Source organism: Knoellia koreensis (assembly GCF_013041615.1).
Classification (GTDB): domain Bacteria; phylum Actinomycetota; class Actinomycetes; order Actinomycetales; family Dermatophilaceae; genus Pedococcus; species Pedococcus koreensis.
Genome location: NZ_JABEPQ010000002.1, coordinates 124,070 through 148,234, shown reverse-complemented (window position 1 = coordinate 148,234; position 24,165 = coordinate 124,070). Strand labels below are relative to the sequence as shown.

The window sequence follows — 24,165 nt, the reverse complement described above, 5'->3', positions numbered from 1 at the left end:
TATTGCAAATGGATTGCAACAACTACCCCAGGGTTCACCGACGCTGGGCGCGAGGAGCGAGGCGAGCGTGGCTGACCGGCTGACCAAGGGGGACAAGGCCCCCGACTTCACGCTGTCGGACGACCAGGGCGGCAGCGTGACGCTGTCCGACCTGCGCGGGCGCAAGGTGATCGTCTACTTCTACCCCGCCGCGATGACCCCGGGCTGCACCAAGCAGGCGTGCGACTTCAGCGACAACCTGGGCACGCTGCGCGGTGAGGGGTACGAGGTCCTCGGCATCTCGCCGGACAAGCCGGAGAAGCTGGCGAAGTTCCGCGACCGGGACGGCCTGTCCATCACCTTGCTGTCCGACCCCGACAAGAAGGTCATGGACGAGTACGGCGCCTTCGGCGAGAAGAAGCTGTACGGCAAGACCGTCGAGGGCGTCATCCGCAGCACCGTCGTCGTCGACGAGGACGGCACCGTCTCCGACGCCTGGTACAACGTCAAGGCCACGGGTCACGTCGCCAAGCTGCGGCGCGACCTCGGCCTGGATGGGAAGGACTGATCATGAGCGACACCACCACCCCCAAGCCCCAGCAGAACGGCAGCGCCCCCGCCAGGGCCGAGTCGAGCAAGTCGGTTGCCGAGCTCCAGGCGGACATCGACGCGGCGCGGGCTCGCCTCGCCGGCACGGTCGACGAGCTGCACGTCCGCACGGCACCCAAGGAGATCGTGCGTCGCGAGGTCGAGAGTGCCAAGACCAAGTTCACCGAGGCCACCCGCACGCCGTCGGGTGACCTGCGCACCGAGCGGGTCGCCGCGCTGGCGGCCGCGGCGGTCGCACTGATCGGTCTCGGGGCGCTGCGCCGCCGACGTGGCTGAGGGACGCCTTCCGGTCCGGATGCTGCACGACCGGGTGCTCGTCGCGCTCGAGGGCGAGGGCGAGCGCCGGTCCGGTGGCGGCATCGTCATCCCGGCCACCGCCAGCGTCGGGCGCCGGCTGGCGTGGGGCACGGTCGTGGCGGTCGGCCACAACGTGCGGCAGGTCGAGGTCGACGACCGAGTCCTGTTCGACCCCGAGGAGCGCGCCGAGGTCGAGGTGCAGGCCAAGGACTACGTCGTGCTGCGTGAGCGCGACATCCACGCCGTGGCCGCCGCCCGGGTGAGCGACGGCCAGACCGGCCTCTACCTCTAGCGCGGTGCCCTCGGCCCGGTGGCGCTAGCGCGCGACGGGGAGCCCCGCCTCGCGCCACGCCCGGAACCCGCCGACCACATCGCTGGCCCGACGAACTCCCAAGCGCACCAAGGCATCTGCGGCCAGCGACGAGGTGTAGCCCTCCTGGCACAGCACGAGCACCCGGGTGTCGAAACCCGCTACCGGGAGGCGCGCGTCATGGCGCGGGTCGAACCGCCACTCCAGGACGTTGCGCTCCACGACGAGCGGGACCAGGTGGGCGGCCACCTCGCCCTCGGCGGCGCGTTGGGCGGCCGGCCGGATGTCGACGAGGACCGCGCGGTGGTGCAGGACCTCCTGGTATGCCGCGCGGACGCTCACCCTGCGCAGCCGGCTCCGGGCGTCGGCGAGCTGGTGGTCGATGCCGTCGTAGTGCGGCGCGCTGAACAGCCGCGTCTCCCAGAGCGGGTCGTGGGTGCTCGCCGGTGCGGTTGCGGCGGGTGCGATGGCGGTCACCACTGCACCCCCGCCCGCTCGACGCTGGTCTCGCGCAGGGCCCCGTCGACCAGGGCGTACCGCGTCATTCCGCGCAGCGCGGGGGAGTAGACGTGGACCGACAGGGCTGGACGGTCGCCGAGGTTGGCGACGTTGTGGACGTGCCGCGGGCCGAACGAGCGCCCCTCCGACTCCCAGAGGAGCCGGTCGTGGACCTCGCCGCCGGAGAAGGTCTGCTCGAGCAGCTCGCCGGTGACGGTGAGGAACGCCCCCTCGGACCGCAGGTGGTCGTGCCAGCCGGTCCGTGACCCGACGGGCCAGCCGATGACCCAGATCTCGAGGTGGTCGGTGGCGTCGAGGCGGTGCCAGGTGCGCTCGCTCGAGTCGAGGTCGACGAGTCGGTGCAGGTCTGGGTCGCTGGCGAAAAGCCGCGCGGTGCGCAGCAGCTGGTTACGGGTGAAGCGGTTGACTCCGGGGGTGCCGGTGGTGACGGCGGTCATGGGTTGTCTCCTGTGCAGGTCGGTGATGGCTGGTGGTCTGCGAATGCATTGCGGCGCAACACATTCGGGGACACATCGAGCCCTGCACGAGGAACAGGTCGAGATGGATGCGGCGGTATGCCGTGTGGCTGGGTGCCGGTGTAGGCATGGGTCTCGTCTCCGGGTCTGGGTCCTCGACCCCGGTGGGGGAGGACGTGGCTGCTGCGGGCTGGTCAGGCGCAGTGGCAGCAACACCGCATGGTGCAGCGGCACATGGAACCCATGAGCGCGCAGAGCCGTGCGGTGGACGAAGACATGGGACAAGTGCAGCACGGGCGACGCGGCTGCGTCCACGGGCAGCGGTCCCCGTCTCGCGGAGCGGACGCACCGATAGGTTGGGCGCCGTGCCGCCGACCGATGCCGACCGCCGCTTGCGGATCGCCGTGGCCGGCATGTGGATCGAGTCCTCGACCTTCTCGCCGCACCGCGCGGGGGCGCGCGACTTCCGGGTCCTTGCCGGACAGGAGCTCCTCGACCGGTATGCCGTGACGCGCGAGACCGCGCCGGAGGTCGAGTGGGTGGGGGTGCACTTCGCGCGGTCGATCCCGGGCGGGGCCGTGCTGGCCGACACCTATGCCGACCACCGGGCGCGGATCTGCTCCGGGCTGCGGGCGGCGCTGGCGTACGGACCGCTCGACGGCATCCTGCTCGACATCCACGGGGCCATGTCGGTGGACGGCCTGCGGGATGCGGAGGCCGACCTCGTGCGGGCGGTTCGGGAGGTGGTCGGACCGGGCGTGATGATCTCGGCCGCGATGGACCTGCACGGCAACGTCTCCCGCGAGCTGGCCGAGCAGGTCGACCTGCTCACCTGTTTTCGCATGGCTCCGCACGAGGACGCCGACGAGACCCGAGACCGCGCCGGTCGCAACCTGGTGGACGTACTGCTCTCGGGGGCCGACCCGGTCCGTGCGCGCGTGGCCGTGCCGATCCTGCTGCCGGGGGAGAAGACCAGTACCCGCGTCGAGCCGGCCCGGAGTCTCTACGCTCGCTTGCCCGAGGTCGCCAGCCGCGACGGCGTCGTCGACGCGGCGATCTGGGTGGGCTACGCGTGGGCCGACGAGCCACGCTGCCACGCCACCGTGGTGGTGCAGGGAACCGACCCCCAGGCCTGTGCGAGAGGGGCGGAGGAGCTCGCACGCGAGCTGTGGCGGGTACGGGACGACTTCGAGTTCGTCGGCCCGACCGCGACCCTCGACGAGGCGGTCGACCGCGCCCTGGCCGGCCGCACCCGGCCCCACGTCATCTCCGACTCCGGCGACAACCCCGGTGCTGGGGGAACCGGCGACGTCACCTGGACGCTCGCGCGGCTGCTGGAGCGACCGGACCTCACCGCCGATGACTCGCCCACCACCCTCGTTGCGTCGGTGTTCGATGCCGAGGCCCTGGAGGCATTGCGGCACAGGGAGATCGGCGACTTCGTCGAGATCGAGGTTGGTGCGCGGACGACACCGTCACCCGCCCCGCCGGCGCGACTGCGCGGCATACTCCACTCGCTGCACGAGGGTGATCCCGACGCGGGTGGCATCGCCGTCATCCGGGTCGGCGGTCTGCACGCCGTCGTCACCGAGCACCGCAAGGCCTTCCACGACGTCGCCGACTTCACCGCCATCGGGCTCGACCCGGGGGGTGCCGACATCGTCGTCACGAAGATCGGCTACCTCGAGCCGACGCTGCACGACCTCGCCCGCGGGTGGACGTTGGCGCTGACGCCCGGCGGCGTCGACCAGGACCTTGAGCGGTTGGGACACAAGGAGATTCGGCGCCCGGTTCACCCGTTCGACCCGGAGACTCGCGTCGGCGGCGGCTGGGCGCCGGACCTGAGGGCGGAGGTCCTCAGCGGCCCGGCAAAGCCACCGAAGGCGCGGCGATGACGGCCCAGCCGCAGCTCGAGCTCGCCGTCCAGGATGCTGCGGGCGTGCGGATCGCCGTCGGGCTGGACGTCGACCGGGTCGAGCTGTGCTCGGCGCTGGCCCTCGGGGGAGTGACGCCGTCGATCGCCACGATCGAGGCAGCCGTTGCCGCAACCCAAGGTGCCGTAGGGGTCCACGTCCTCGTGCGCCCGAGGCCCGGTGGCTTCCGGTACACGGCGGACGAGCTCGCCGTGACGTACGCCGACGTCGAGCGTGCGCTGGACGCCGGCGCGGCCGGTGTCGTCGTCGGCGCACAGGTGGCTGGCGGGCAGCTGGACGGCGACTTCGTCGCGCAGGTGGTGGAGCGCTCCGGTGGCCGCGAGGTGACCATCCACCGGGTCATCGACGTGTGTGCGGATCCCGTTGCGGCCGTAGAGGTTGCGATCGGGTCAGGTGCTACTCGGGTGTTGACGTCGGGTGGCGCGGTCAGCGCACCTGAGGGCCGCGAGAGGCTTCGTCGCATGGTGGAGGTTGCCGGCGGGCGCATCCAGGTCATGGCCGGTGGAGGCATCAGCGCTCGGACGGTCGGGCGGGTGCTCGACACCGGTGTCGACGCCGTGCACTTCTCGGCGCGGCGCCCGGTGGCCGCACACGGCATACCCCTCGGCGCCCAGGATGACGGCACGCACGACGTCACCGACCGGGATTTGGCCGCCGCCGTGGTCGCGCAGGTGGGCCGCCCGACGCCCGGACGATGAGCCGCGTGGGCATCACGACCGTCTGCGGCGGGGACTCATCACCGAGCAGGCGGGCGAACAGCTGCTGGGCTGCCTTCTGCCCCAACGCTGCTGGATCGGCATGCACCACGGTGACGGGAGGCTCTACGAGGTCCGCGAGCTCGAAGTCGTCGTAGCCCACGAGTGCCAACCGAAGGTCCAGCTGACGCAGTGCGTGGAGCACCGTGAGGGTGACCCGGTTGTTGCCGGTGATCACGGCGGTGACCGGTTCGCGGCCCCGGCCCCACTGCGTCAGGGCAGCCACGGCTGACTCCGTCGTGTGCGGACCCATGGCCACGCGGGGCTCGCCGGGCAGCGTCAGCGAGGTGTGGACGTCAAGGAAGGCCTCCCGCCGCCGACGGGCCGTCCAGTACTCGGCGTGGTCGCCGAGGAAGCCGATCTGGTGGTGGCCGTGGGCGACGAGGTGCTCCACCGCGCTGCGGACACCACCGGCGTTGTCGCTCACGATGGTGTCGGCCGCGTCGCCGCGCACGGGCCGGTCGATGTAGACGATCGGGATGTCGTCCGCGCCGAGCGCCAGGTCACCGGCCGGGGTGTCGTCGGCCGGCACGATGACGACACCGTCGACACGTCGGGCGACGAGCCCGCGCAGTATGCCGCGCTGCCGGGTCGGTGAGCCCTCGGCAGACGCGGTGATGAGCTGGTACTGGCGGATGCGGGCCTCGCGCTCCACCGCCGCGCCCAGCTGGGAGTAAAACGGGTTGGCCAGGTCCTCGATGACCAGCCCGATGGTCTGGGTACGGCTCAGCTGGGTGTGGGGAGCACCGTGCCGGCCGAAGCCGATGCGCTCGATGACGGCGCGCACTCGGGCCTCGGTGTCCGGCCGCACCCCGGGGGCGCGGTTGACCACGCGCGACACCGTCTTGACCGACACGTGCGCCTCGGCCGCCACGTCGGACATCGTCGGTACCGCGGTTGTCCGGTGGCCAGACATCGTCGTCACGCGCCCGATCCCACCAGACGCCACCGGTGCCGGCAACAGGTCGCTGGCCAGCACGGTGCGGTGGTTGTCCGGTTGGCCTGTCCGCTCCGGACAAGGCGGACGTCCGCAGTTGCCGTCGGCGGGGCGCGGCCAAAGGATGCCAACACCCCACAGCGCGTGGTGGTGCACACAACGACGTGGCTCGGAGGACTCATGCGCTCGACTTCTGCCCTGACCCGCACGGCACTTCCCAGGGCGGTTGTCGTCGGCGTCCTCGCGGCTGCACTCGGGTGGGCGTCGGCGGCCGGCGCCGCCCCGACCGCGAAACCCGCACCGTCTGCGTCCTCGAGCTCGGGTGCGTCGTCCCGCGCGGCGGGCGTGGCCGCGGGTGGGTTCGAGACGTCGTTCGAGGACGGCCAGCCGGCACCCCTGGCATCCACCGTGGAGGCCGGGCCGGACGGCCCGCGGCAGTCGAACGTCACCGGGAGCCAGGGAGCCGACGGCAGCCTCCTCGGTGCGGTCGTGGGCATCACCGCCAGCGCGGAGAACCCGCCCGGAGAGGTCGCGGCCAACCTGTCGGACGACAACCCCGACACGAAGTGGCTCGCCTTCCAGTCCACCGGCTGGGTCCGCTACCAGCTGTCCGGCGCCCGCAGGGCGGTGACGTGGTCGCTCACCTCGGCGAACGACGCACCCGAGCGCGACCCCAAGGACGTGACCCTCCAGGGGTCGGCCGACGGGACGACCTGGACCGACCTGGACCGGCAGACGGGCCTCGACTTCAGTGAGCGCTTCCAGACCAAGACCTTCACCGTGGCCACGCCCGGGTCGTACGCCTACTACCGGCTGGATGTGACCGCGAACCACTCCGGCGGCATCGTCCAGCTTGCCGACTGGGGGCTGAACGAGGACCCGACCACCAACCCGCCGGTGGCCGCTCCCATGGTGACCGAGGTCGGACAGGGCCCGCGGTCCGGCTACAACATCAAGTCCCTCGTGGGCTGGGCCGGCATCCGCGCGCTCCACTACGCCGGCCGGCACACCGCCGACGGTCGCGGTTACGCCTGGAACCGTCTCTACGACGTCGACGTCCCCGTCGGTGACCGCACCCAGCTCAGCTACAAGGTCATCCCGGACATGGTCAAGGGCGACCTGACCTACCCCTCGACCAACGTCGCCGTCGACCTGAAGTTCACCGACGGCACCTACCTCTCCGACCTGGGCGCGACGGACAGCCACCAGACGGCGTTCTCGCCGAGCGGGCAGGGCAAGGGCAAGATCCTGTATGCCGCGCAGTGGAACTCGGTGGTCGTCGACCTCGGCCCGGCGGCGGCCGGCAAGACCATCGACGCCGTCCTGCTCGGCTACGACAACACCTCCGCCAAGGGGGGCACGAGGTTCGGCGGCTGGGTCGACGACCTGCGGATCGACCCGGCGCCGGTCAGCGCCGACCGCTCCAGCCCGACCAACCTCGTCGACGTGCGCCGCGGCACCAACGCATCCGGGTCGTTCTCGCGCGGCAACAACCTGCCGATCAGCGCGCTGCCCAACGGTTTCACGTTCTTCACGCCGCTCACCGACGCGAACTCCAAGTCGTGGGAGTACTCGTACCAGGCCGACAACAACGCTGCCAACCGTCCGGTGCTGGAGGGGCTCGGCATCTCCCACGAACCGTCTCCCTGGATGGGTGACCGCAACCAGATGTCCGTCTTGCCGTCCGCGGCCACGGGGGTGCCCAGCGGCAGCACGACCTCGCGTGCGATTCCCTTCGACCACAAGGACGAGGTCGCTCGCCCCGACTACTACCGGGTCGCGCTCGACGGCGGCATCGTCGCCGAGACCGCACCGGCCGACCACGGTGGTGCGTACCGCTTCACCTTCCCGGACGCCGCAGCCAAGGGCAGCCTCGTCCTCGACACGGTCGACGACAACGGCACCTTCACCGTCGATGCGACCGCAGGGACCATGACGGGCTGGGTCGACAACGGCAGCGGCCTGTCGGTCGGTCGCAGCCGCATGTTCGTCTACGGCGCGTTCGACCGTCCCGCCACAGCCACCGGACCGGCCGCGGGCAGCCACAGCGGCACCCGCTACGTCTCGTTCGACACCTCCAGGACCAAGCGGGTCGAGCTGCGCCTGGCGACATCCTTCATCTCCCTCGACCAGGCCCGGAAGAACCTCACGCTCGAGCTCCAGGGACGCAGCTTCGAGCAGGTCCGTGGCGCCGCCACCTCGGCCTGGGACAAGCGGCTCGGGGTCGTGTCGGTCGAGGGCGCCTCGGACTCCGACGCGCGCACCCTCTACGCCAACCTGTACCGGCTCAACCTCTACCCCAACAGCCAGTTCGAGAACACAGGCACCGCCACGTCACCGGACTACAAGTACGCCAGCCCGGTGCGGGCCAAGTCCGGCGCCGCGACGGCGACCACCACGAATGCCGTTGTCGTGTCTGGGAAGATCTACGTCAACAACGGTTTCTGGGACACCTACCGCACCGTGTGGCCGGCCTACTCGCTGCTCTACCCGGACTTCGCGGCCGAGCTCGTCGACGGCTTCGTCCAGCAGTACCGCGACGGCGGCTGGGTGGCCCGCTGGTCCTCGCCGGGCTACGCCGACCTCATGACCGGCACGAGCTCCGATGTCGCGTTTGCCGACGCCTTCGTCAGGGGCGTGCCGCTGCCGGACAAGCTCGGCACCTACGACGCCGCGCTCAAGAACGCCACGACCCTGCCGACGACGTCCGGCGTCGGGCGCAAGGGCCTCGCCACCTCGACGTTCCTCGGCTACACGCCCAACAGCACGGGCGAGAGCGTCTCGTGGGGACTCGAGGGACTCATCAACGACTTCGGCATCGGCAACCAGGCCGCGGCGCTCGCCAAGGACCCCAGCGTGCCGGAGGCGCGCCGGACCCAGCTGGGTGAGGAGTCCGAGTACTTCCTCAAGCGCGCCACGGCATACGTGAACCTCTTCAACCCCAAGACCGGGTTCTTCCAGGGCCGGGCCGACGACGGGAGCTTCGCGGCGACCTTCGACCCGGAGGTCTGGGGCGGTGACTACACCGAGACCGACGGCTGGAACTTCGCGTTCCACGTGCCGCAGGACGGCAACGGCCTGGCCAACCTCCTTGGCGGCAAGGCCGCGCTGGCGAAGAAGCTCGACACGTTCTTCGCCACTCCGGAGACCGCGACCAAGCCCGGCTCCTACGGCGGCACGATCCACGAGATGATCGAGGCGCGCGATGTGCGGATGGGCCAGCTCGGCATGAGCAACCAGGTGTCGCACCACATTCCGTACATGTACGACTGGACGGGCCAGCAGTGGAAGACGGCCGAGAAGGTCCGCGAGATCCTGCGTCGCCTCTACGTCGGCGACGAGATCGGCCAGGGCTACCCGGGTGACGAGGACAACGGCGAGATGTCCTCCTGGTACATCCTCTCCTCGCTCGGCATCTACCCGCTGCAGGTGGGCTCGGACCAGTGGGCCGTGGGCTCCCCGAAGTTCACCAAGGCGACCGTGCACCGTCGCGGTGGTGACCTCGTCGTCAACGCACCGGCCAACTCCGAGCGCAACATCTACGTGCAGAAGCTCAAGATCAACGGTGACGGCTACATGCCGGTGTCGATCCCGAACTCGATGATCTCGGGTGCGACGACGCTCGACTTCACGATGGGTTCGAGCCCGTCGGACTACGGCACCCAGAACAACGCGACCCCACCGTCGCTGACCAAGGGTGACGCGCAGCCGCTGCCCCTGCGTGACGCCACCGGACCCCAGCGCGGCACCGCATCCGCGACCGGGACCACAAACGCGAAGGCGTTGTTCGACAACACTTCCGCCACCTCGGTGACGTTCGGCACGGCCACGCCCACGGTGAGCTACACCCTCTCCGGCGCGGGTCAGCGTGCGACGTTCTACACGCTGACCAACGGGTCGTCGGGTGGCGCCGCCTCCGCCTGGCGCCTCGAGGGCAGCAAGGACGGGCGTTCGTGGACCGTCCTCGACCAGCGCAGCGGCGAGGAGTGGCGCTGGGCCACGCAGACGCGTCCGTTCAAGGTCGCCATGCCGGGCACGTACACGACCTACCGGCTCGTCGTCACCGCCAGCAGCGGCATACCTCGCCTCGCCGAGGTGGAGTTCCTCACCGACGGCACGAAGGCCGAGAACGCAGGGCTGCGCGTGACCGCCGGCGACGCGCTCGAGGGGGTCGAGGGCACACCGGTGTCGGGCACGGTCGCCACGTTCTCCGGTGAGAAGCAGTCGACGGCGAGCGACTACTCCGCGACGATCGCGTGGGGTGACGGCACCACCTCGCAGGGCACCATCTCGGCCGGCGACCTCGGCTCCTACACCGTCCGCGGCGAGCACACCTACGCCAAGCCGGGGCCGTACGAGCCGGTGGTGACGGTCAGCGGGCTCAAGGCGCAGTCGAGTGCCGTCGGCCAGGCGGTGGTCCACCAGGCCGTCGTGCCGTCCTACGCCAGCGGCTTCGACCTCGTGTGCATCGGCGACCCGGGCCAGCTCGTGCCGTGCGACGGAGACCAGGCGGGCATCTCCCGGCCTGCCCTGTATGCCGCGGGCGGCACTCCCGGACGCCTCCTCACCGTGGCCGGGTCGGACCTGTCGTTCTCGATGCCCGCCATCCCGGCTGGCAAGAACGACAACGCGACCGGTGCCGGGCAGACGCTCCCTGTGACACTCGCGCCGGGGGCGACGAAGCTGAGCCTCATCGGCACCGCCACGCAGAAGAACCAGGACACGGTCGGCACGGTGCACTTCACCGACGGCACGAGCGTGCCCTACCCGATTCAGTACGGCGACTGGTGCGGTTCGCCGCAGTTCGGCAACCTCGTGGCGCTCAAGATGACCACGCGGCTCAACGGGACCGGCACCGACGGTTGCCAGCTCACCCTGTTCGCCACCGCGCCGCTGACCATCCCGTCCGGCAAGACCGTGAAGTCCGTGACGCTGCCCGCCCAGACCGGTGACCCGCACGCGGACGGGCGGATCCACGTGTTCGCGGTCGCCGACAACGGCACCCCCGTCACCGCACGCGCCGCGACGGGCGTGACCGCGAAGGCGGGCACATCCACCAGCGTCACGCTGGGCACGGTGAGTGGCGGCGTGCCCGCACCGGGCGGTTACACGGGCCGGGTCGCGTGGGGCGACGGCACCCCGACCCAGGACGTGACCGTGGTCGTGGCGGCCGATGGCACCGCAACCCTGCGGGGCACGCACCAGTGGGCGGTCCCCGGCACGTTTGCCGTGCGGGTGCTCGTCGGTGACAGCCGCAACGACACCCTGGTCACCGTGAGCGTGACCGTGACCTAGACGGGGCCGGCGGGCTGGGGTCTGCCCTGCGGCTGGCCTTCGCGAAAACGCCGCCGGACGGGGAGGGGCGGTCCTAGCCTTGACCCGTGGAAGCGGACCCGCAGACCCGCGCCGAGATCGGCGAGCTCATCGAGCGCACCTACCGGGCGATGTCCACGCCCGGCGGTGACGTCGCAACCGCCTTCGACCACGAGGACATCGCGGTCGCCGGGTCCGGCCAGGGCGAGCTGATGCAGGGCCCCGACCAGGTCATCGCAGTCGCCGAGAGCATCGCGGCGCACGGCCTGCCGTGGGTCCCGGAGGACGTGAAGGTCTGGCGCCGCGGAGACGTCGCCTGGGCCCAGGTCCTCGGTCACGTCGAGGTCGTCGAGGACGGTGAGCCCGTCCGCGTGCCCTACTGGACCACCGGTGTCTTCACCCTGGAGCCCGACGGATGGCACTGGGTCTACTGGGGCGGCTCGGAGCCCCAGGAGAACCCGCGGGTCTGACCGCAGCCTTCGGACCCGCGTGCGCCAACGACAAAACCCCCGGTGCAGGTGCACACGGGGGCTTCGGTCATCCGCCAGAGGTGGTGCGCCATCAGGGACTCGAACCCCGAACCCGCTGATTAAGAGTCAGCTGCTCTGCCAATTGAGCTAATGGCGCGCGAGGAGAGACAGTAGCAGCCGGGTGCCGCCGGAGTGAAATCGGCTGAACTGCGGTGTCATTCGGCGCCCCGACGCCGGGTCAGGGCGATGACCGCAGTGCCGGCTGCGACGGCCAGGGCAGCCACCGCAACAGCCAGTCCGACCCGGGTCGTGCGCCCGCTGTCGGCGACCTGGTCGCTGGCGGATTCCGCCGCGCCCGTGGGGGATACGGCCGTCGCCGGGGGACTGCTGGCAGGCCCGCCGGACGTCGTGGCCGTGCCCGTCGACGTCGCCGAGGTGCCCGCCGCAACCGTGAACGACAGGCGGTCCGAGACCGGGTGCCCGTCCTCGCTCACCACGCGGAAGGACACGGCATACGTGCCATCGGGTATGCCGCTGGCGAGGGCCTGGGTGACGACGTCGCCCTCGACGCCGGCCTTGCCCTCGGTGATGGGCCCGTCCGGGCCCGTCACGGTGACGGTGGCGAAGCTGGTGCTGACCGGCTCGCTGAAGGTGAGGACCACCCGGGCCGGCGGGGTGGTGAGCGTCGCGCCGTCCTTGGGGTCGCTGGACTTCAGTGCCGTGTGCGCGTCGGCCGCGGTGGCCATGATGATCGAGCTGAGCACGCCGAGCAGCAGGCCGATGACGGCGACCCAGACGCCGATGCGGATCACCCGCTGGTGGTTCTTGCCCTGGAGGAACACGCGCCCATCCTCGCGCACCAGCTGCGGTCAGCGGCCAGCCGTCCAGAGCGTCCGGGGATGCCAGCTGCGCGCCATGCTGCGCCCCTGGCACCCTGGGGAGTGCGGGGGCGACGCGGGAGGCGCGGGTGAGCACGCGGCATACCCCCTGACATGGCGAAGGCCCCGACCGGAGTCGGGGCCTTCGCGCTGGGGTGAGTGACGGGACTTGAACCCGCGACCCTCGCGACCACAACGCGATGCTCTACCAGCTGAGCTACACCCACCATGCGCAGCGGCCGGTCAGTGCCGGCCGCGAAGCGACGACCATCGTACCGGGTCTGAAGGGGTGCTCGTGACCACCCTTCAGTCGCCGGTGATCTCGTACTTCGCGGCGATCTTCTTGGCCGTGTCGGAGTCGGGCCCGGGCGGCGGCACGAAGGCTGCCTCGCGGTAGTAGCGCAGCTCGGCGATCGACTCGCGGATGTCGGCGAGCGCGCGGTGGCCGCCGTGCTTCCTGGGTGCGTTGAAGTAGATGCGTGGGTACCAGCGGCGCGACAGCTCCTTGATCGAGGAGACGTCGATGATGCGGTAGTGCAGCCACTCCTCGAGCTGCGGCATGTCGCGCGCGAGGAAGCCGCGGTCGGTCGCGACCGTGTTGCCACCGAGCGGGGCCTTGCGCGGCTCCGGCACCCACTCGCGCACGTAGGCGAGCACCTGCTCCTGCGCGTCGGCCATGGTCGTGCCCCCCGCGAGCTCCTCGAGCAGCCCCGACGTCGTGTGCATCGTGCGGACGAACTCGTCCATCTGCTCCAGCGCCTGCGCCGGCGGCGCGATGACGAGGTCGACGCCGTCGCCGAGCTGGTTGAGCTCGAAGTCGGTCACCAGCGCCGCCACCTCGATGAGCGCGTCGTGCTCGAGGGACAGGCCGGTCATCTCGCAGTCGATCCAGACGATGCGGTCGTTGACGGAACGTTCGGTGGGACTCTGGCTCACCGGTCCACCCTAGGGCCCCCGCCGGACAGGTGGGGAGCGCTTTCACTGGACTAGCCTTCGGGCCATGACATGGGGACACGACCAGCGGTATGCCGTGCCGGCGCCCGTGCCTGCCGGCTCCGGTCGGCACCGGGCGAGCAGCCGCGCGACCGTGCGCCGGTGGCTGCTCGGCGGGGTCATCGTGGTCGGGTTCCTGTTGGCGGCAGTCGTGCTCGCGGTCTACTACGGCGCCACCCTCGGCCCGGTGACGACACTGCTCGCGATCCTGCTGGCCGCGATCCCGCTCGGCATCGTCATCCCCACCTTCCTGTGGCTCGACCGGTTCGAGGCAGAGCCCACGAAGTACCTCGTGGTGGCCTTCCTCTGGGGCGCCCTCGTGGCCGCGCTCGTGTCCGGGGTCTTCAACACCGGGGCCAACATCGCCTTCCAGTCGGCGACCGGGCGCACCGACGACGCGCTGCTCGCGACGGCGATCTTCTCCGCGCCGCTCGTCGAGGAGGCGTCCAAGGGGCTCCTCGTGCTGTTGGTGTGGTGGATCCGCAAGCGCGAGTTCGACGGGATCATCGACGGCATGGTGTATGCCGGGCTGGTCGCCGCCGGTTTCGCCTTCACCGAGAACATCCAGTACCTCGGGATGGCGTATGCCGACGGCGGCGACCAAGCGCTGACCGGCACATTCATCGCCCGAGGGCTGTTCACGCCGTTCGCCCACCCGATGTTCACCGTCCTCACCGGCATCGGTGTCGGCATCGCGGCGACCGCACGCAGCCGGGCGGTCAGGGTCCTGGCGCCGATCGGCGGGTACCTCCTGGCGGTGTCGGCCCACGCCATGTGGAACCTCGCGGCGGTGACGGGCGGATCCGGGATGGTTGCGGTCTACCTGCTCGTCGAGCTCCCGATCTTCCTCGCCTTCGTCGGCCTCGTCGTGTGGGCCCGGCGGCGCGAGGGGCGGCTCATCGGGCACTACCTCAGCCAGTACGCCGACGCCGGGTGGCTCGCGCCGGGTGAGGTGCAGATGCTCGCCACGATGGGCGGTCGGCGCGCGGCCCGCGTGTGGGCCAAGTCGATCGGCGGCGGCCCCGCCCTGGGTGCGATGCGCTCCTTCCAGGACAACGCGTCCGAGCTGGCGCTGCTGCGGGCGCGGATGCAGCACAGTGCCGCGGACGCCCAGGCCCTGCAGACCGAGCGCGAGCTGCTCGACGCCCTGACCGCGGCCCGGCAGGGGTTCATGGGCCAGCCCGCTCGGCTCGGCTAGCGTGCCGGTCGTGCGCACCACCGACCTCGCCTCGTCCATCGGCCCCGACCTCATCGCGCTGCGGCGCGAGCTGCACCAGATGCCCGAGCTGGGGCTCGAGCTGCCCAAGACACAGAAGAAGGTGCTGGACGCCCTTGCCGGCCTGGACCTCGAAGTGACGGTGGGCCAGGGCCTGTCCTCCGTGGTCGCCGTCCTGCGCGGGGGCGGCGGGTCCCGGAGTGGGACGGATCGTCCGGTCGTGCTGCTGCGCGGCGACATGGACGGGCTGCGGGTGAGCGAGGACCTGCCGCTGGACTATGTGTCCCAACACCCGGGGCAGATGCACGCGTGCGGGCACGACCTCCACGTCGCAGGGTTGGTGGGCGCGGCGCGGATCCTGCACGAGCTGCGCGACGAGCTCGAGGGTGACGTCGTGTTCATGTTCCAGCCGGCGGAGGAGGGACCCGGCGGTGCGAAGCCGATGGTCGACGAGGGCCTCCTCGATGCGGCCGGCCGACGGGTCGACGCGGCATACGCCCTGCACGTCTACTCCTCGGAGCACCCGCGGGGCACGTGGTTCGGACGGCCGGGCCCGCTGATGGCGGCGGCTGACGAGGTCGTGGTGCGAGTCGTCGGCGAGGGCGGCCACGGCTCCGCGCCGTCGCGGGCCAAGGACCCGATCCCCGTGGCCTGCGAGATCGTGCTCGCCCTGCAGACGTTGGTGACGCGGGGGTTCTCCGTGTTCGACCCGGTTGTCATCACGGTCGGCAAGTTCGTCGGTGGAACCAAGGACAACATCATCCCCGACGACGCCGTCTTCGAGGCGACGGTGCGCAGCCTCTCGCCGCAGAGCCGGGCCGAGGTGATGCGGCGGATCGAGCAGCTGGCGACGGGGATCGCCGAGGGGCACGGGCTGCGGGCCGAGGTGACGCAGCTGCCGGGCTACCCGGTGACGATGAACGACGAGGCGGAGTACGCGTTCGCGAAGGCGACGATCGAGGACCTGTTCGGCGCGGATCGGTATGTGCACCAACGGGACCCGGAGATGGGCTCGGAGGACTTCTCGTTCGTGGGGGAGCTGGTGCCGAGCGCCTACGTCAACCTCAGCGCGTGCCCGGTGGACGACTACGAGAACGCTCCCGACAACCACTCACCGCGCGCCGACTTCGACGACGCGGTGGTGCCGGACGGGGCGGCGCTGCTGGCCGAGCTGGCGTTGCGCCGGTGTGCGCAGCTGGCCGGCGGCGACGCCTAGACTTCGGGGAGTCAGCCCCCGTGGCGCAATGGATAGCGCAACGGCCTTCTAATCCGTAGGTTGCAGGTTCGAGTCCTGCCGGGGGCGCCAAACCGAACGAAGTGAGGTTGGCGAACCCAGGCAGGACGACGGGAGACGGCCGAACGCAGCGGTCAGCCGCCGAGCGCGACCTGCGCCATCACCTCGTAGCGCGGTCGCCGACCGCGCGACTCGCCGAGGTGCGACGCGACGAGGGTGACTTCGTCCGCGATCCAGGCCGGCCCGGCATACGCCTCGAGGATCCGCAGCCAGCGCGTCGCCTCGAACGCGCGTCGCGACCGAGCCACCGTGAGGTGGGCGCGAAAGGGCCCACCCTGCGGGGCGGCGCCCGCGTGGCTGGCGGTGAGCCGGACCGTTCGCGCGAGCGAGGTGAGCGAATCGCCGGCGGGGTCGTCGTCCCCGACCTCGAGGCCGCCCCAGATCACCTTGGCCTCGGCGGCATTGGGGAAGGCTCCGCCGCCGATGACGCGCAGGTCGAGCGGTCGACGCTCCGACAGGGACGCGGCGAGTGCGTCGGCCAGCGGCTCGACCAGGTGCTCGGCCACCTCGGGCATGAACGCCAGCGTCACGTGGAACTGCTCGGTGTCGGTCCACCTCAGGTCCGTGCCCGCCTCCCGGCGTGGGGCGAGGAAGTCGTCGAGGTGCTCGACGGCGGCGGCGGGCGGATACAGCGCGGCAAAGAGTCGCATCCCCGCATTCTGACGCGCGGGCTGGCCTAGATTGGCCACACAGGTTGTCGTGACCTCCGCCGGGAGAGGGGGCAGGTATGCCGCAGTGGCGCCCGTCGTGGTCAGAAGCGCGGACGTGGTTCGTCACCGTGCGCCTGCTCGAGGTCGCGGTGCTGGTGCTGGTCGTGACGAGCGCGCTCGGCCGCCGGATGGCATGGGTCCAGGCCGGGATCTACGGCCCGCCGTCAGCGGACGGCACGCCAGTCGTTCTCACCTTCTGGCGCCACGTCGCTGCTTCCGCCAACGGGTGGTTCGGGGGAGCGGGAACCGACCTGTCCACTCTCCTGGCCGCGGCTCTGGTCGTGGCATCGGTGGCGATCCTGCACCTGGCGCGCGTGAGCCAGGCGCGGCTGGTGCGCTGGGAGGTGCTCGGCGTCGGAGTGCTGGCCGCCCTGTGGGCGCTGGTGGTCGTCGGCTGGTGGGCCGTGTCGGGCATCGTCGACGACCCCTACAACCAGCGGGGTGACGACCCGAATGTCGTGTACGGCGACCAGGGGCCGGGGCCGGTGTCGATCATGTTCGCCAACCTCGGGGTGCCCGTCACCGCGGTCCTGGTGCTGGTCGTGGCGGGGCTGTGGTGGTTGCGGCTGCCGACGTTCGACGACACGTCCCTCGACGCGGACGATGCTGACGTCGGGCGAGGGTCGACCGCTGCCGGTGCGGGCGGTGAGGCGGCCGACGACGAGCGTGGCGGCCGGGGTCGGCGGGTCGGAGCCACCCCCGGCGCGAACGACGACGACATCAGCCTCGACGGGGTCGAGCAGATCGCACCGGTCGAACGGCTCTCGCCCCGCGATGACGGTGGGCGCGCCGGCGACGGCGGAACGAGCAGCGGGTACGACGACTACTTCCGCCGTTTCTGACCGGGGATTTCTGCCCGCCACGCGACTCACCCAGCCCACGCGCCGTCGTCTCGGCCGTTCGGGTCGATTTGTGACAGTTCCCCTGCTCAGCGCCGGTCTGTCGGCGCGGCTGCGTGGCGTTGCTCCTACTAGGCTTTGCGACGTGCTCTCCCACGACGACGCCGAACGCATGGTGGGCGCCGTCTCGACCCTCCGTGAGCGGGTCGACGAGGCCCAGCTGACGCTCGACCTGCCCGGGGTGGAGTCCGCTCGCACGACTCGCGACGCGCTCCTCCACCAGCTCGACGACTACGTGCTGCCGCGGCTGCGTTCACTCGACGCGCCGCTGCTGGCCGTGGTCGGCGGGTCCACCGGTGCGGGCAAGTCCACGCTGGTGAACTCGATCGTCGACGCCGAGGTCTCCCAGTCCGGTGTCCTGCGCCCCACCACCACCATCCCCGTCCTGGTCCACCACCCGGACGACGAGAAGTGGTTCCTGGACGACCGCATCCTGCCGGGACTGAGCCGCACCCGCGGTGCCCGCGCCACCGACGAGGGGGAGTCCGGGTCGACCACCCTGCGGCTCATCACCTCACGGTCGCTGCCGCCGGGCATGGCGCTGCTGGACGCACCGGACATCGACTCGGTCGTCAGCGCCAACCGGGCGCTGGCCGGTCAGCTGCTCGCCGCGGCTGACCTGTGGCTGTTCGTCACCACCGCGGCGCGGTATGCCGATGCCGTGCCGTGGGACCTGCTGCGCCAGGCATCCGACCGCGGCACCGCCATCGCGATCGTCCTCGACCGGGTGCCGCCAGAGGCGATGGCCGACATCCGCAGCCACCTCGCCTCGATGCTGCGCGAGCAGGGTCTCGCGACCGCGCCGATCTTCGGCATCCCCGAGGCAGAGCTCAACCCCGAGGGGCGCCTGCCCGAGAACGACGTCGCGCGGCTGCGCTCGTGGCTCACGGCGCTCGCCAGCGACGCCCGCGCCAGGGCGGTCATCGTGCGCCAGACCCTCGCCGGCGCGCTCGCCTCGCTCGACGACCGCACCACCGTCGTCGTCGACGCGGCGACGGCGCAGGCCGACGCGGTGACCGAGCTGGGCGATGCCGCCCACACGGCATACGACGACGCCCTCGAGGACGTCGAGCAAGGCGTGAGCGACGGGACCCTGCTGCGCGGTGAGGTCCTCGCGCGCTGGCAGGAGTTCGTCGGCACCGGCGAGTTCTTCAAGCAGGTCGAGTCGACCGTCTCGCGGGTGCGCGACCGGATCACGGCCGCCATCAAGGGGCAGCCGGCCCCGTCCGGCGACCTCGGCGAGGCGCTCCAGTCCGGGGTGGCCGCGCTCATCACCGCGCAGGCCCAGGGCGCCGCCGCGACCACGGTCCGCCGCTGGCGCCAGCTGCCCGGCGGTGACGCACTCGTCGCGGCGCACCCCGACCTGGCCAAGCCGAGCGCCGACCTGCCCCAGCGGATCGAGCGCATGGTGCGTGACTGGCAGGGCGAGGTGCTCGACCTGGTGCGCAACGAGGGCAAGGACCGCCGCACGACTGCACGGGTTGCGGCTTACGGCCTCAACGGAATTGGCGTGATCCTCATGCTCGTGGCGTTCGCGCACACCGGTGGTCTGGTGGGTGCCGAGGTCGGCATCGCTGGCGGCACGGCGGTGCTCGCGCAGAAGGTGCTCGAGGCGATCTTCGGCGACCAGGCGGTGCGCGAGATGGCGCGCAAGGCGCGGCTCGCGCTCATCGGGCACGTGCAGACCCTGTATGCCGAGGAGCAGGCGCGTTATGACGAGGCCCTTGCGGGCGTGGACGTGACGAAGGACCGGGCCGAGCGCCTGGCGGATGCCGCAGCAGCGGTGAAGGCGGTGCGATGAGCCCCCTGTTGATGGGCGGAGCCAAGGTCAAGGCGATCTCGGCGAACGAGCTGTCCGACAAGGCTGGGGCGCTGCAGTCTGCCCTCGACTCCGGCGGGGCCGAGCTCGACCCGGGCCGCCGGGCCGCGGCCGAGACGCTGGTGACCAAGGTCGACGAGCGCACGTCCAAGGCCGGCAACCACACGGTCGTCGCGCTGGCCGGCGCCACCGGCTCCGGCAAGTCCAGCCTCTTCAACGCCCTCGTGGGTGAGCAGGTCGCCACCGTTGGGGCGCGACGCCCCACGACGTCGAAACCCGTTGCGGCAGTGTGGGGTTCGGAGGATGCCGGACCACTTCTCGACTGGTTGCAGGTGCCGCAGCGGCACCACGTCGAAACGGGCGTCGGCGCGTCTGGTGGCTCCGCGCGTCGTGGTGACGGCGCGCCCAACCTCGACGGGCTCGTCCTGCTCGACCTGCCCGACTTCGACTCCCGGGTCGTGGAGCACCGTGAGGAGTCCGAGCGGGTGCTCGAGCTCGTCGACGTGTTCGTGTGGGTCACCGACCCGCAGAAGTACGCCGACGCGCGCCTGCACCACGACTTCCTGAGCGCTCTGGCCACCCACGACGCCGTGACCGTGGTCGTGCTCAACCAGGCCGACCGGCTGCGCGGCGACGCGCTCGCGCAGGTCCGTCAGGACCTCAGCCGGCTCGCGGAGGCCGACGGCATCGGCAAGGTCCAGGTGGTTGCGACGTCGGCGACCTCAGGCGACGGCGTCGACGAGCTGCGCCACCGACTGGCCACCGCGGTCGCCGCGCAGAACGCCGCCCGGCACCGGCTGGCGGCCGACATCCGTTCCACCGCGGACAAGCTGCGCGCCGACGTCGGCGACAAGGAGGCCTCGGTCAAGGACAAGGACAAGGACCTGGTCGAGGCACTTGGCCGCGCGGCCGGCATACCCGTCGTCGTTTCGGCCGTCGAGCGCGACTACCGCAACCAGGCGTGGGGACGCACTGGGTGGCCCTTCACCCGCTGGGTGCGCGCGCTGCGTCCCGACCCGCTGAAACGCCTGCGGTTGAACGCGACTGACGAGACCGACCAGAAGCTGGCGGTGACCGCCGGCGACGTGCGCACCGTGCTCGGCCGTTCCTCGCTGCCGCCGCCCACCCCGGCCGCCCGGTCGGCCGTCGAGCTGGCGACGCGACGGGTCGGTGACGAGGCCTCGGTGGGGCTGCCGGTGCGTTGGTCCCAGGCGGTCTCCGACGCTGCGACACCGCCCGGGCCCGATCTCGCCGACGCCCTCGACCAGGCCGTCGTGTCGACGTCGTTGCGCATGCGGCCGCCGGTGTGGTGGCGCGTGTTCGGCCTGGCGCAGCTGGTGCTGGCGGTCGTGACGGTGCTCGGGCTGCTGTGGCTGGTGCTGCTCGCGGTCATGGGCTGGTTGCAGCTGCCGCAGCTCGAGACGCCCAAGCTGTGGGGACTGCCGTGGCCGTTCCTCATGTTCGTGGGCGGGCTCGTGCTCGGCCTCGTGCTCGCCGGGCTGGCCCGGTGGTTCGCGCGTGTGGGCGCACGCCGACGAGGTGCGTCGGTGCGCAAGCGGCTCACCGAGGCGGTGTCCGAGGTGGCTCGCGAGCGGATCCTTGCGCCCGTCCAGCAGGTGCTGGAGCGACACCGCGCGACGCGCGAGGCATTGATCCGCGCGGCCTCCTGACCCGGGCTGTCCACAGGCGGGGTCGCCCGCGGGCGTTGTCCACAGGGGTATGCCGCGGGGCTGGCCCGCCGTCGGACCGTCGCCGCACGCTGGCCTCACCTATTCGGACAACAGACAGGTGAGCTCAGATGAACGAGACCCACGTGACCGTGGCTGGCCGGCTGGTGGCCGACCCCATGGTCCGCAACACCGGCAGCGGCCAGCCGTTCACGACCTTCCGGGTCGCGTCCACCGTGCGCCGGTGGAACAGCAAGACGAACGAGTTCGAGGACGCGAACACCAACTTCGTCAACGTGACCGCCTGGCGCTCGCTCGGCGCCAACATCGCCAGCTCGCTGCACCGCGGCGACCCCGTCGTCGTGACGGGCCGGCTCAAGGTGGCCCAGTGGACCCGCAAGCTCGGTGAGCTCGAGGTCGGGGTGACCTCGGTCGACATCGACGCCAACGCGGTGGGGCACGACCTCACCTGGGGCACGACGAAGTACACCAAGGTGAGCCGGGCCAGCTTCTCCACCGGTGACGACCGCATGGACGACCCCGCCGTGCAGGAGGCGCGCGCCGAGCTCGAGGGGTACGGCCCCGAGTCGGCCGACCAGGCGCCATACGACGTGGTCGACCCGGTCACGGGGGAGATCCACCGGTTCGGTGGCGGTGACGAGGACGACGACCCGGGCACGGCCGACGACGACGCGCCGGCGGAGGTGACGGCGCTGCGGGCCGGGGTGTGAGGCGCTGACCGGGCCGCGGCGAGGGGCCCGACGCGGATTCGGGCGTGGGGGCAGCGGCAGATAGCCTTGCCCTCATGCCCGAGTTCATCTACGTCATGTCGAAGGCCCGCAAGGCCCACGGCGACAAGGTCATCCTCGATGACGTCACCATCTCGTTCTACCCCGGCGCCAAGATCGGCGTCGTCGGCCCCAACGGTGCGGGCAAGTCGACGGTCCTGAAGATCATGGCCGGACTCGACCAGCCGTCCAACGGCGAGGCGCGACTGACGCCCGGCTACTCGGTTGGCATCCTCATGCAGGAGCCCGAGCTCGACGACTCCAAGACGGTCCTGGAGAACGTCGCCGAGGGTGCGGGCGAGATCAAGGCCAAGCTCGACCGGTACAACGAGATCTCGGCCGAGATGGCCGAGCCGGACGCCGACTTCGATGCCCTGATGGAGGAGATGGGCAAGCTCCAGGAGGCGATCGACGCCGCCGACGCGTGGGACCTCGACTCCCAGCTGGAGCAGGCGATGGACGCGCTGCGCTGCCCGCCGGGTGACGCCGACGTCAAGGTCCTCTCCGGTGGCGAGCGCCGCCGCGTCGCCCTGTGCAAGCTGCTGCTCCAGAAGCCCGACCTGCTGCTGCTCGACGAGCCCACCAACCACCTCGACGCCGAGTCGGTGCTGTGGCTGGAGCAGCACCTCGCGAGCTACCCCGGCGCCGTCGTCGCCGTCACGCACGACCGCTACTTCATGGACAACGTCGCGGGCTGGATCCTCGAGCTCGACCGCGGCCGCGCCTACCCGTACGAGGGCAACTACTCGACCTACCTCGAGAAGAAGGCCGCTCGTCTGGAGGTGCAGGGCAAGAAGGACGCCAAGCTCGCCAAGCGGCTCGCCGATGAGCTCCAGTGGGTGCGGTCCAACGCCAAGGCCCGCCAGACCAAGTCCAAGGCGCGCCTGGCCCGCTATGAGGAGATGGCTGCCGAGGCCGAGCGCACCCGCAAGCTCGACTTCGAGGAGATCCAGATCCCGCCGGGCCCGCGCCTCGGCAGCAAGGTCATCGAGGTCAAGAACCTGCGCAAGGGCTTCGGCGAGCGCGTCCTCATCGATGACCTGACGTTCACGTTGCCCCGCAACGGGATCGTCGGCGTGATCGGCCCGAACGGAGTCGGCAAGACGACCCTCTTCAAGACCATCGTCGGGCTCGAGCAGGCCGACGGCGGCACCGTCGACGTGGGTGAGACCGTCAAGATCTCCTACGTCGACCAGAGCCGCGGTGGTCTCGACGGCGACAAGAACCTCTGGGAGGTCGTCTCCGGCGGGCACGACTACATCAACGTCGGTCAGGTCGAGATCCCGTCGCGCGCCTACGTGTCGCAGTTCGGCTTCAAGGGCCCGGACCAGCAGAAGAAGGCCGCTGTCCTCTCCGGTGGGGAGCGCAACCGGCTCAACCTCGCGCTCACCCTCAAGGAGGGCGGCAACCTGCTGCTCCTCGACGAGCCCACCAACGACCTCGATGTCGAGACGCTGGGTTCCCTCGAGAACGCGCTGCTCGACTTCCCGGGCTGCGCCGTGGTCATCAGCCACGACCGGTGGTTCCTCGACCGCGTCGCGACGCACATCCTCGCCTACGAGGGTGACGAGGAGAACCCCGCCAAGTGGTACTGGTTCGAGGGCAACTTCGAGGCCTACGAGGCCAACAAGGTCGAGCGGCTCGGCGCTGAGGCGGCCCGCCCGCACCGCGTCACCTACCGCAAGCTGACCCGCGACTGAGGTCATGTCCGAGCTGACGATACGTCCCGCCGGCCCCGGCCGGTGGGACGACGTCGTCGACCTGTTCGGCACCCGAGGTGCGCCGTCGTGGTGCTGGTGCCAGTTCTTCCTGACGACGGGGGAGGGCTACTTCCAGAACACCGACACCAACCGTGAGGCGCTGCGCAGTCAGCTCGCGTCGCGGGCCAAGGAGCGCTCGCGCGGCCTCGTGGCGTATGCCGGGGACGAGCCGGTGGGGTGGGTCCAGCTCGGGCCGCGCACGGCATACCCCCGCATCACCACCAACCGCGGGCGAGCCGCGCTCGCGGAGGCGACCGGCGACGACCTTGCGGACCGCGACGTGTGGTCGGTGACCTGTTTCGTCGTGCGGGTGGGGAGACGCCGCAAGGGCGTCGCGCGGGCGCTGCTCGCGGCAGCGGTCGACTTCGCGCGCGAGCAGGGAGCCTCGGTGCTCGAAGGGCACCCTGTGGACGTGGCCGCGCGCAGTGGTGGCAAGGCGCCGGGCTCCGACCTCTACCACGGCGTCGCCAGCACCTTCGCCGACGCCGGGTTCACGGAGGTCGGGAGGACGGGCCCAACCCGACCCGTCATGCGAAAGACGTTGTGAATTAACACATTTTGTG

The 24,165-nt window shown here is 71.1% G+C and carries 21 protein-coding genes and 3 tRNA genes; 16 read left to right on the top strand and 8 right to left on the bottom strand.

Annotated elements, in window-relative coordinates; all coding sequences use genetic code 11:
* Positions 1 to 67: 67 nt before the first annotated feature.
* Genes bcp through HJG52_RS09045 form a run of 3 tightly spaced genes read left to right on the top strand, consistent with a single transcriptional unit; the run spans position 68 to position 1,177 of the window.
* Positions 68 to 547, top strand: coding sequence for a thioredoxin-dependent thiol peroxidase (gene bcp / locus HJG52_RS09055; protein WP_171243293.1), 480 nt, complete (start codon positions 68 to 70; stop codon positions 545 to 547).
* Between the two features lie 2 nt (positions 548 to 549).
* Positions 550 to 864, top strand: coding sequence for a DUF3618 domain-containing protein (locus tag HJG52_RS09050; protein ID WP_171243292.1), 315 nt, complete (start codon positions 550 to 552; stop codon positions 862 to 864).
* 19 nt (positions 865 to 883) lie between these two features.
* Positions 884 to 1,177: a GroES family chaperonin gene (locus HJG52_RS09045; RefSeq protein ID WP_171244073.1), complete on the top strand. Its 294-nt coding sequence runs from the start codon at positions 884 to 886 to the stop codon at positions 1,175 to 1,177.
* Between the two features lie 24 nt (positions 1,178 to 1,201).
* On the opposite strand, the gene HJG52_RS09040 is transcribed toward HJG52_RS09045, so the two are convergent.
* Positions 1,202 to 1,672 (bottom strand): rhodanese-like domain-containing protein, encoded by a 471-nt coding sequence (locus HJG52_RS09040; protein ID WP_430413339.1) that lies wholly within the window; start codon positions 1,670 to 1,672, stop codon positions 1,202 to 1,204.
* Positions 1,669 to 2,151 carry a cysteine dioxygenase gene (locus HJG52_RS09035; RefSeq protein ID WP_171243291.1) on the bottom strand — a complete coding sequence of 161 codons (483 nt, stop codon included), beginning with the start codon at positions 2,149 to 2,151 and terminating at the stop codon, positions 1,669 to 1,671. The genes HJG52_RS09040 and HJG52_RS09035 overlap by 4 nt, the downstream gene beginning before the upstream one ends.
* A 383-nt stretch (positions 2,152 to 2,534) precedes the next feature.
* Between HJG52_RS09035 and HJG52_RS09030 the strand changes: the two genes are divergently transcribed.
* Together HJG52_RS09030 and HJG52_RS09025 are read left to right on the top strand one after the other, a co-directional pair.
* Positions 2,535 to 4,064 (top strand): M81 family metallopeptidase, encoded by a 1,530-nt coding sequence (locus tag HJG52_RS09030; protein WP_346767651.1) that lies wholly within the window; start codon positions 2,535 to 2,537, stop codon positions 4,062 to 4,064.
* The gene (locus HJG52_RS09025; RefSeq protein ID WP_171243289.1) at positions 4,061 to 4,801 is read left to right on the top strand and encodes a copper homeostasis protein CutC; all 741 of its coding nucleotides are present in this window, start codon (positions 4,061 to 4,063) and stop codon (positions 4,799 to 4,801) included. The genes HJG52_RS09030 and HJG52_RS09025 overlap by 4 nt, the downstream gene beginning before the upstream one ends.
* On the opposite strand, the gene HJG52_RS09020 is transcribed toward HJG52_RS09025, so the two are convergent.
* On the bottom strand, positions 4,737 to 5,774 hold the full coding sequence (locus tag HJG52_RS09020; protein ID WP_240977848.1) for a LacI family DNA-binding transcriptional regulator: 1,038 nt from the start codon (positions 5,772 to 5,774) through the stop codon (positions 4,737 to 4,739). The genes HJG52_RS09025 and HJG52_RS09020 overlap by 65 nt on opposite strands.
* 165 nt (positions 5,775 to 5,939) lie before the next feature.
* Here HJG52_RS09020 and HJG52_RS09015 point away from each other — a divergent pair, with 165 nt between their 5' ends.
* Together HJG52_RS09015 and HJG52_RS09010 are read left to right on the top strand one after the other, a co-directional pair.
* Positions 5,940 to 11,090: a GH92 family glycosyl hydrolase gene (locus HJG52_RS09015; RefSeq protein WP_346767650.1), complete on the top strand. Its 5,151-nt coding sequence runs from the start codon at positions 5,940 to 5,942 to the stop codon at positions 11,088 to 11,090.
* 86 nt (positions 11,091 to 11,176) lie between these two features.
* The gene (locus tag HJG52_RS09010; RefSeq protein ID WP_171243288.1) at positions 11,177 to 11,578 is read left to right on the top strand and encodes a nuclear transport factor 2 family protein; all 402 of its coding nucleotides are present in this window, start codon (positions 11,177 to 11,179) and stop codon (positions 11,576 to 11,578) included.
* 81 nt (positions 11,579 to 11,659) lie between these two features.
* On the opposite strand, the gene HJG52_RS09005 is transcribed toward HJG52_RS09010, so the two are convergent.
* From HJG52_RS09005 to orn, 4 genes are all read right to left on the bottom strand, one after another.
* Positions 11,660 to 11,735: transfer RNA gene (locus HJG52_RS09005), tRNA-Lys, on the bottom strand.
* A gap of 58 nt (positions 11,736 to 11,793) precedes the next feature.
* Positions 11,794 to 12,420 carry a copper resistance protein CopC gene (locus tag HJG52_RS09000; protein ID WP_171243287.1) on the bottom strand — a complete coding sequence of 209 codons (627 nt, stop codon included), beginning with the start codon at positions 12,418 to 12,420 and terminating at the stop codon, positions 11,794 to 11,796.
* A gap of 187 nt (positions 12,421 to 12,607) precedes the next feature.
* Positions 12,608 to 12,683: transfer RNA gene (locus tag HJG52_RS08995), tRNA-His, on the bottom strand.
* Positions 12,684 to 12,762: 79 nt separating this feature from the next.
* Positions 12,763 to 13,392: an oligoribonuclease gene (gene orn, locus HJG52_RS08990; protein ID WP_171243286.1), complete on the bottom strand. Its 630-nt coding sequence runs from the start codon at positions 13,390 to 13,392 to the stop codon at positions 12,763 to 12,765.
* A gap of 64 nt (positions 13,393 to 13,456) precedes the next feature.
* Here orn and HJG52_RS08985 point away from each other — a divergent pair, with 64 nt between their 5' ends.
* From HJG52_RS08985 to HJG52_RS08975, 3 genes are all read left to right on the top strand, one after another.
* Positions 13,457 to 14,647, top strand: coding sequence for a PrsW family intramembrane metalloprotease (locus HJG52_RS08985; protein ID WP_171243285.1), 1,191 nt, complete (start codon positions 13,457 to 13,459; stop codon positions 14,645 to 14,647).
* A gap of 10 nt (positions 14,648 to 14,657) precedes the next feature.
* Positions 14,658 to 15,881 carry an amidohydrolase gene (locus HJG52_RS08980; RefSeq protein ID WP_171243284.1) on the top strand — a complete coding sequence of 408 codons (1,224 nt, stop codon included), beginning with the start codon at positions 14,658 to 14,660 and terminating at the stop codon, positions 15,879 to 15,881.
* A gap of 14 nt (positions 15,882 to 15,895) precedes the next feature.
* Positions 15,896 to 15,971, top strand: a tRNA-Arg gene (locus HJG52_RS08975).
* 62 nt (positions 15,972 to 16,033) lie between these two features.
* On the opposite strand, the gene thpR is transcribed toward HJG52_RS08975, so the two are convergent.
* Positions 16,034 to 16,609, bottom strand: coding sequence for an RNA 2',3'-cyclic phosphodiesterase (thpR, locus tag HJG52_RS08970; RefSeq protein ID WP_171243283.1), 576 nt, complete (start codon positions 16,607 to 16,609; stop codon positions 16,034 to 16,036).
* Between the two features lie 77 nt (positions 16,610 to 16,686).
* Between thpR and HJG52_RS08965 the strand changes: the two genes are divergently transcribed.
* From HJG52_RS08965 to HJG52_RS08940, 6 genes are all read left to right on the top strand, one after another.
* Positions 16,687 to 17,511, top strand: coding sequence for a hypothetical protein (locus HJG52_RS08965; protein WP_171243282.1), 825 nt, complete (start codon positions 16,687 to 16,689; stop codon positions 17,509 to 17,511).
* A 142-nt stretch (positions 17,512 to 17,653) separates the two neighbouring features.
* On the top strand, positions 17,654 to 19,369 hold the full coding sequence (locus HJG52_RS08960) for a dynamin family protein (RefSeq protein WP_346767649.1): 1,716 nt from the start codon (positions 17,654 to 17,656) through the stop codon (positions 19,367 to 19,369).
* Entirely contained in the window at positions 19,366 to 21,057 is a 1,692-nt protein-coding gene (locus HJG52_RS08955; protein ID WP_240977764.1) for a YfjP family GTPase, read from the top strand. Before HJG52_RS08960 ends, HJG52_RS08955 begins: the two co-directional genes overlap by 4 nt.
* Positions 21,058 to 21,185: 128 nt before the next feature.
* Positions 21,186 to 21,785, top strand: coding sequence for a single-stranded DNA-binding protein (ssb, locus tag HJG52_RS08950; protein ID WP_171243281.1), 600 nt, complete (start codon positions 21,186 to 21,188; stop codon positions 21,783 to 21,785).
* A 74-nt stretch (positions 21,786 to 21,859) separates the two neighbouring features.
* Entirely contained in the window at positions 21,860 to 23,542 is a 1,683-nt protein-coding gene (ettA, locus tag HJG52_RS08945) for an energy-dependent translational throttle protein EttA (protein ID WP_171243280.1), read from the top strand.
* 4 nt (positions 23,543 to 23,546) lie between these two features.
* Positions 23,547 to 24,149 (top strand): GNAT family N-acetyltransferase, encoded by a 603-nt coding sequence (locus HJG52_RS08940; protein WP_171243279.1) that lies wholly within the window; start codon positions 23,547 to 23,549, stop codon positions 24,147 to 24,149.
* Positions 24,150 to 24,165 lie beyond the last annotated feature (16 nt).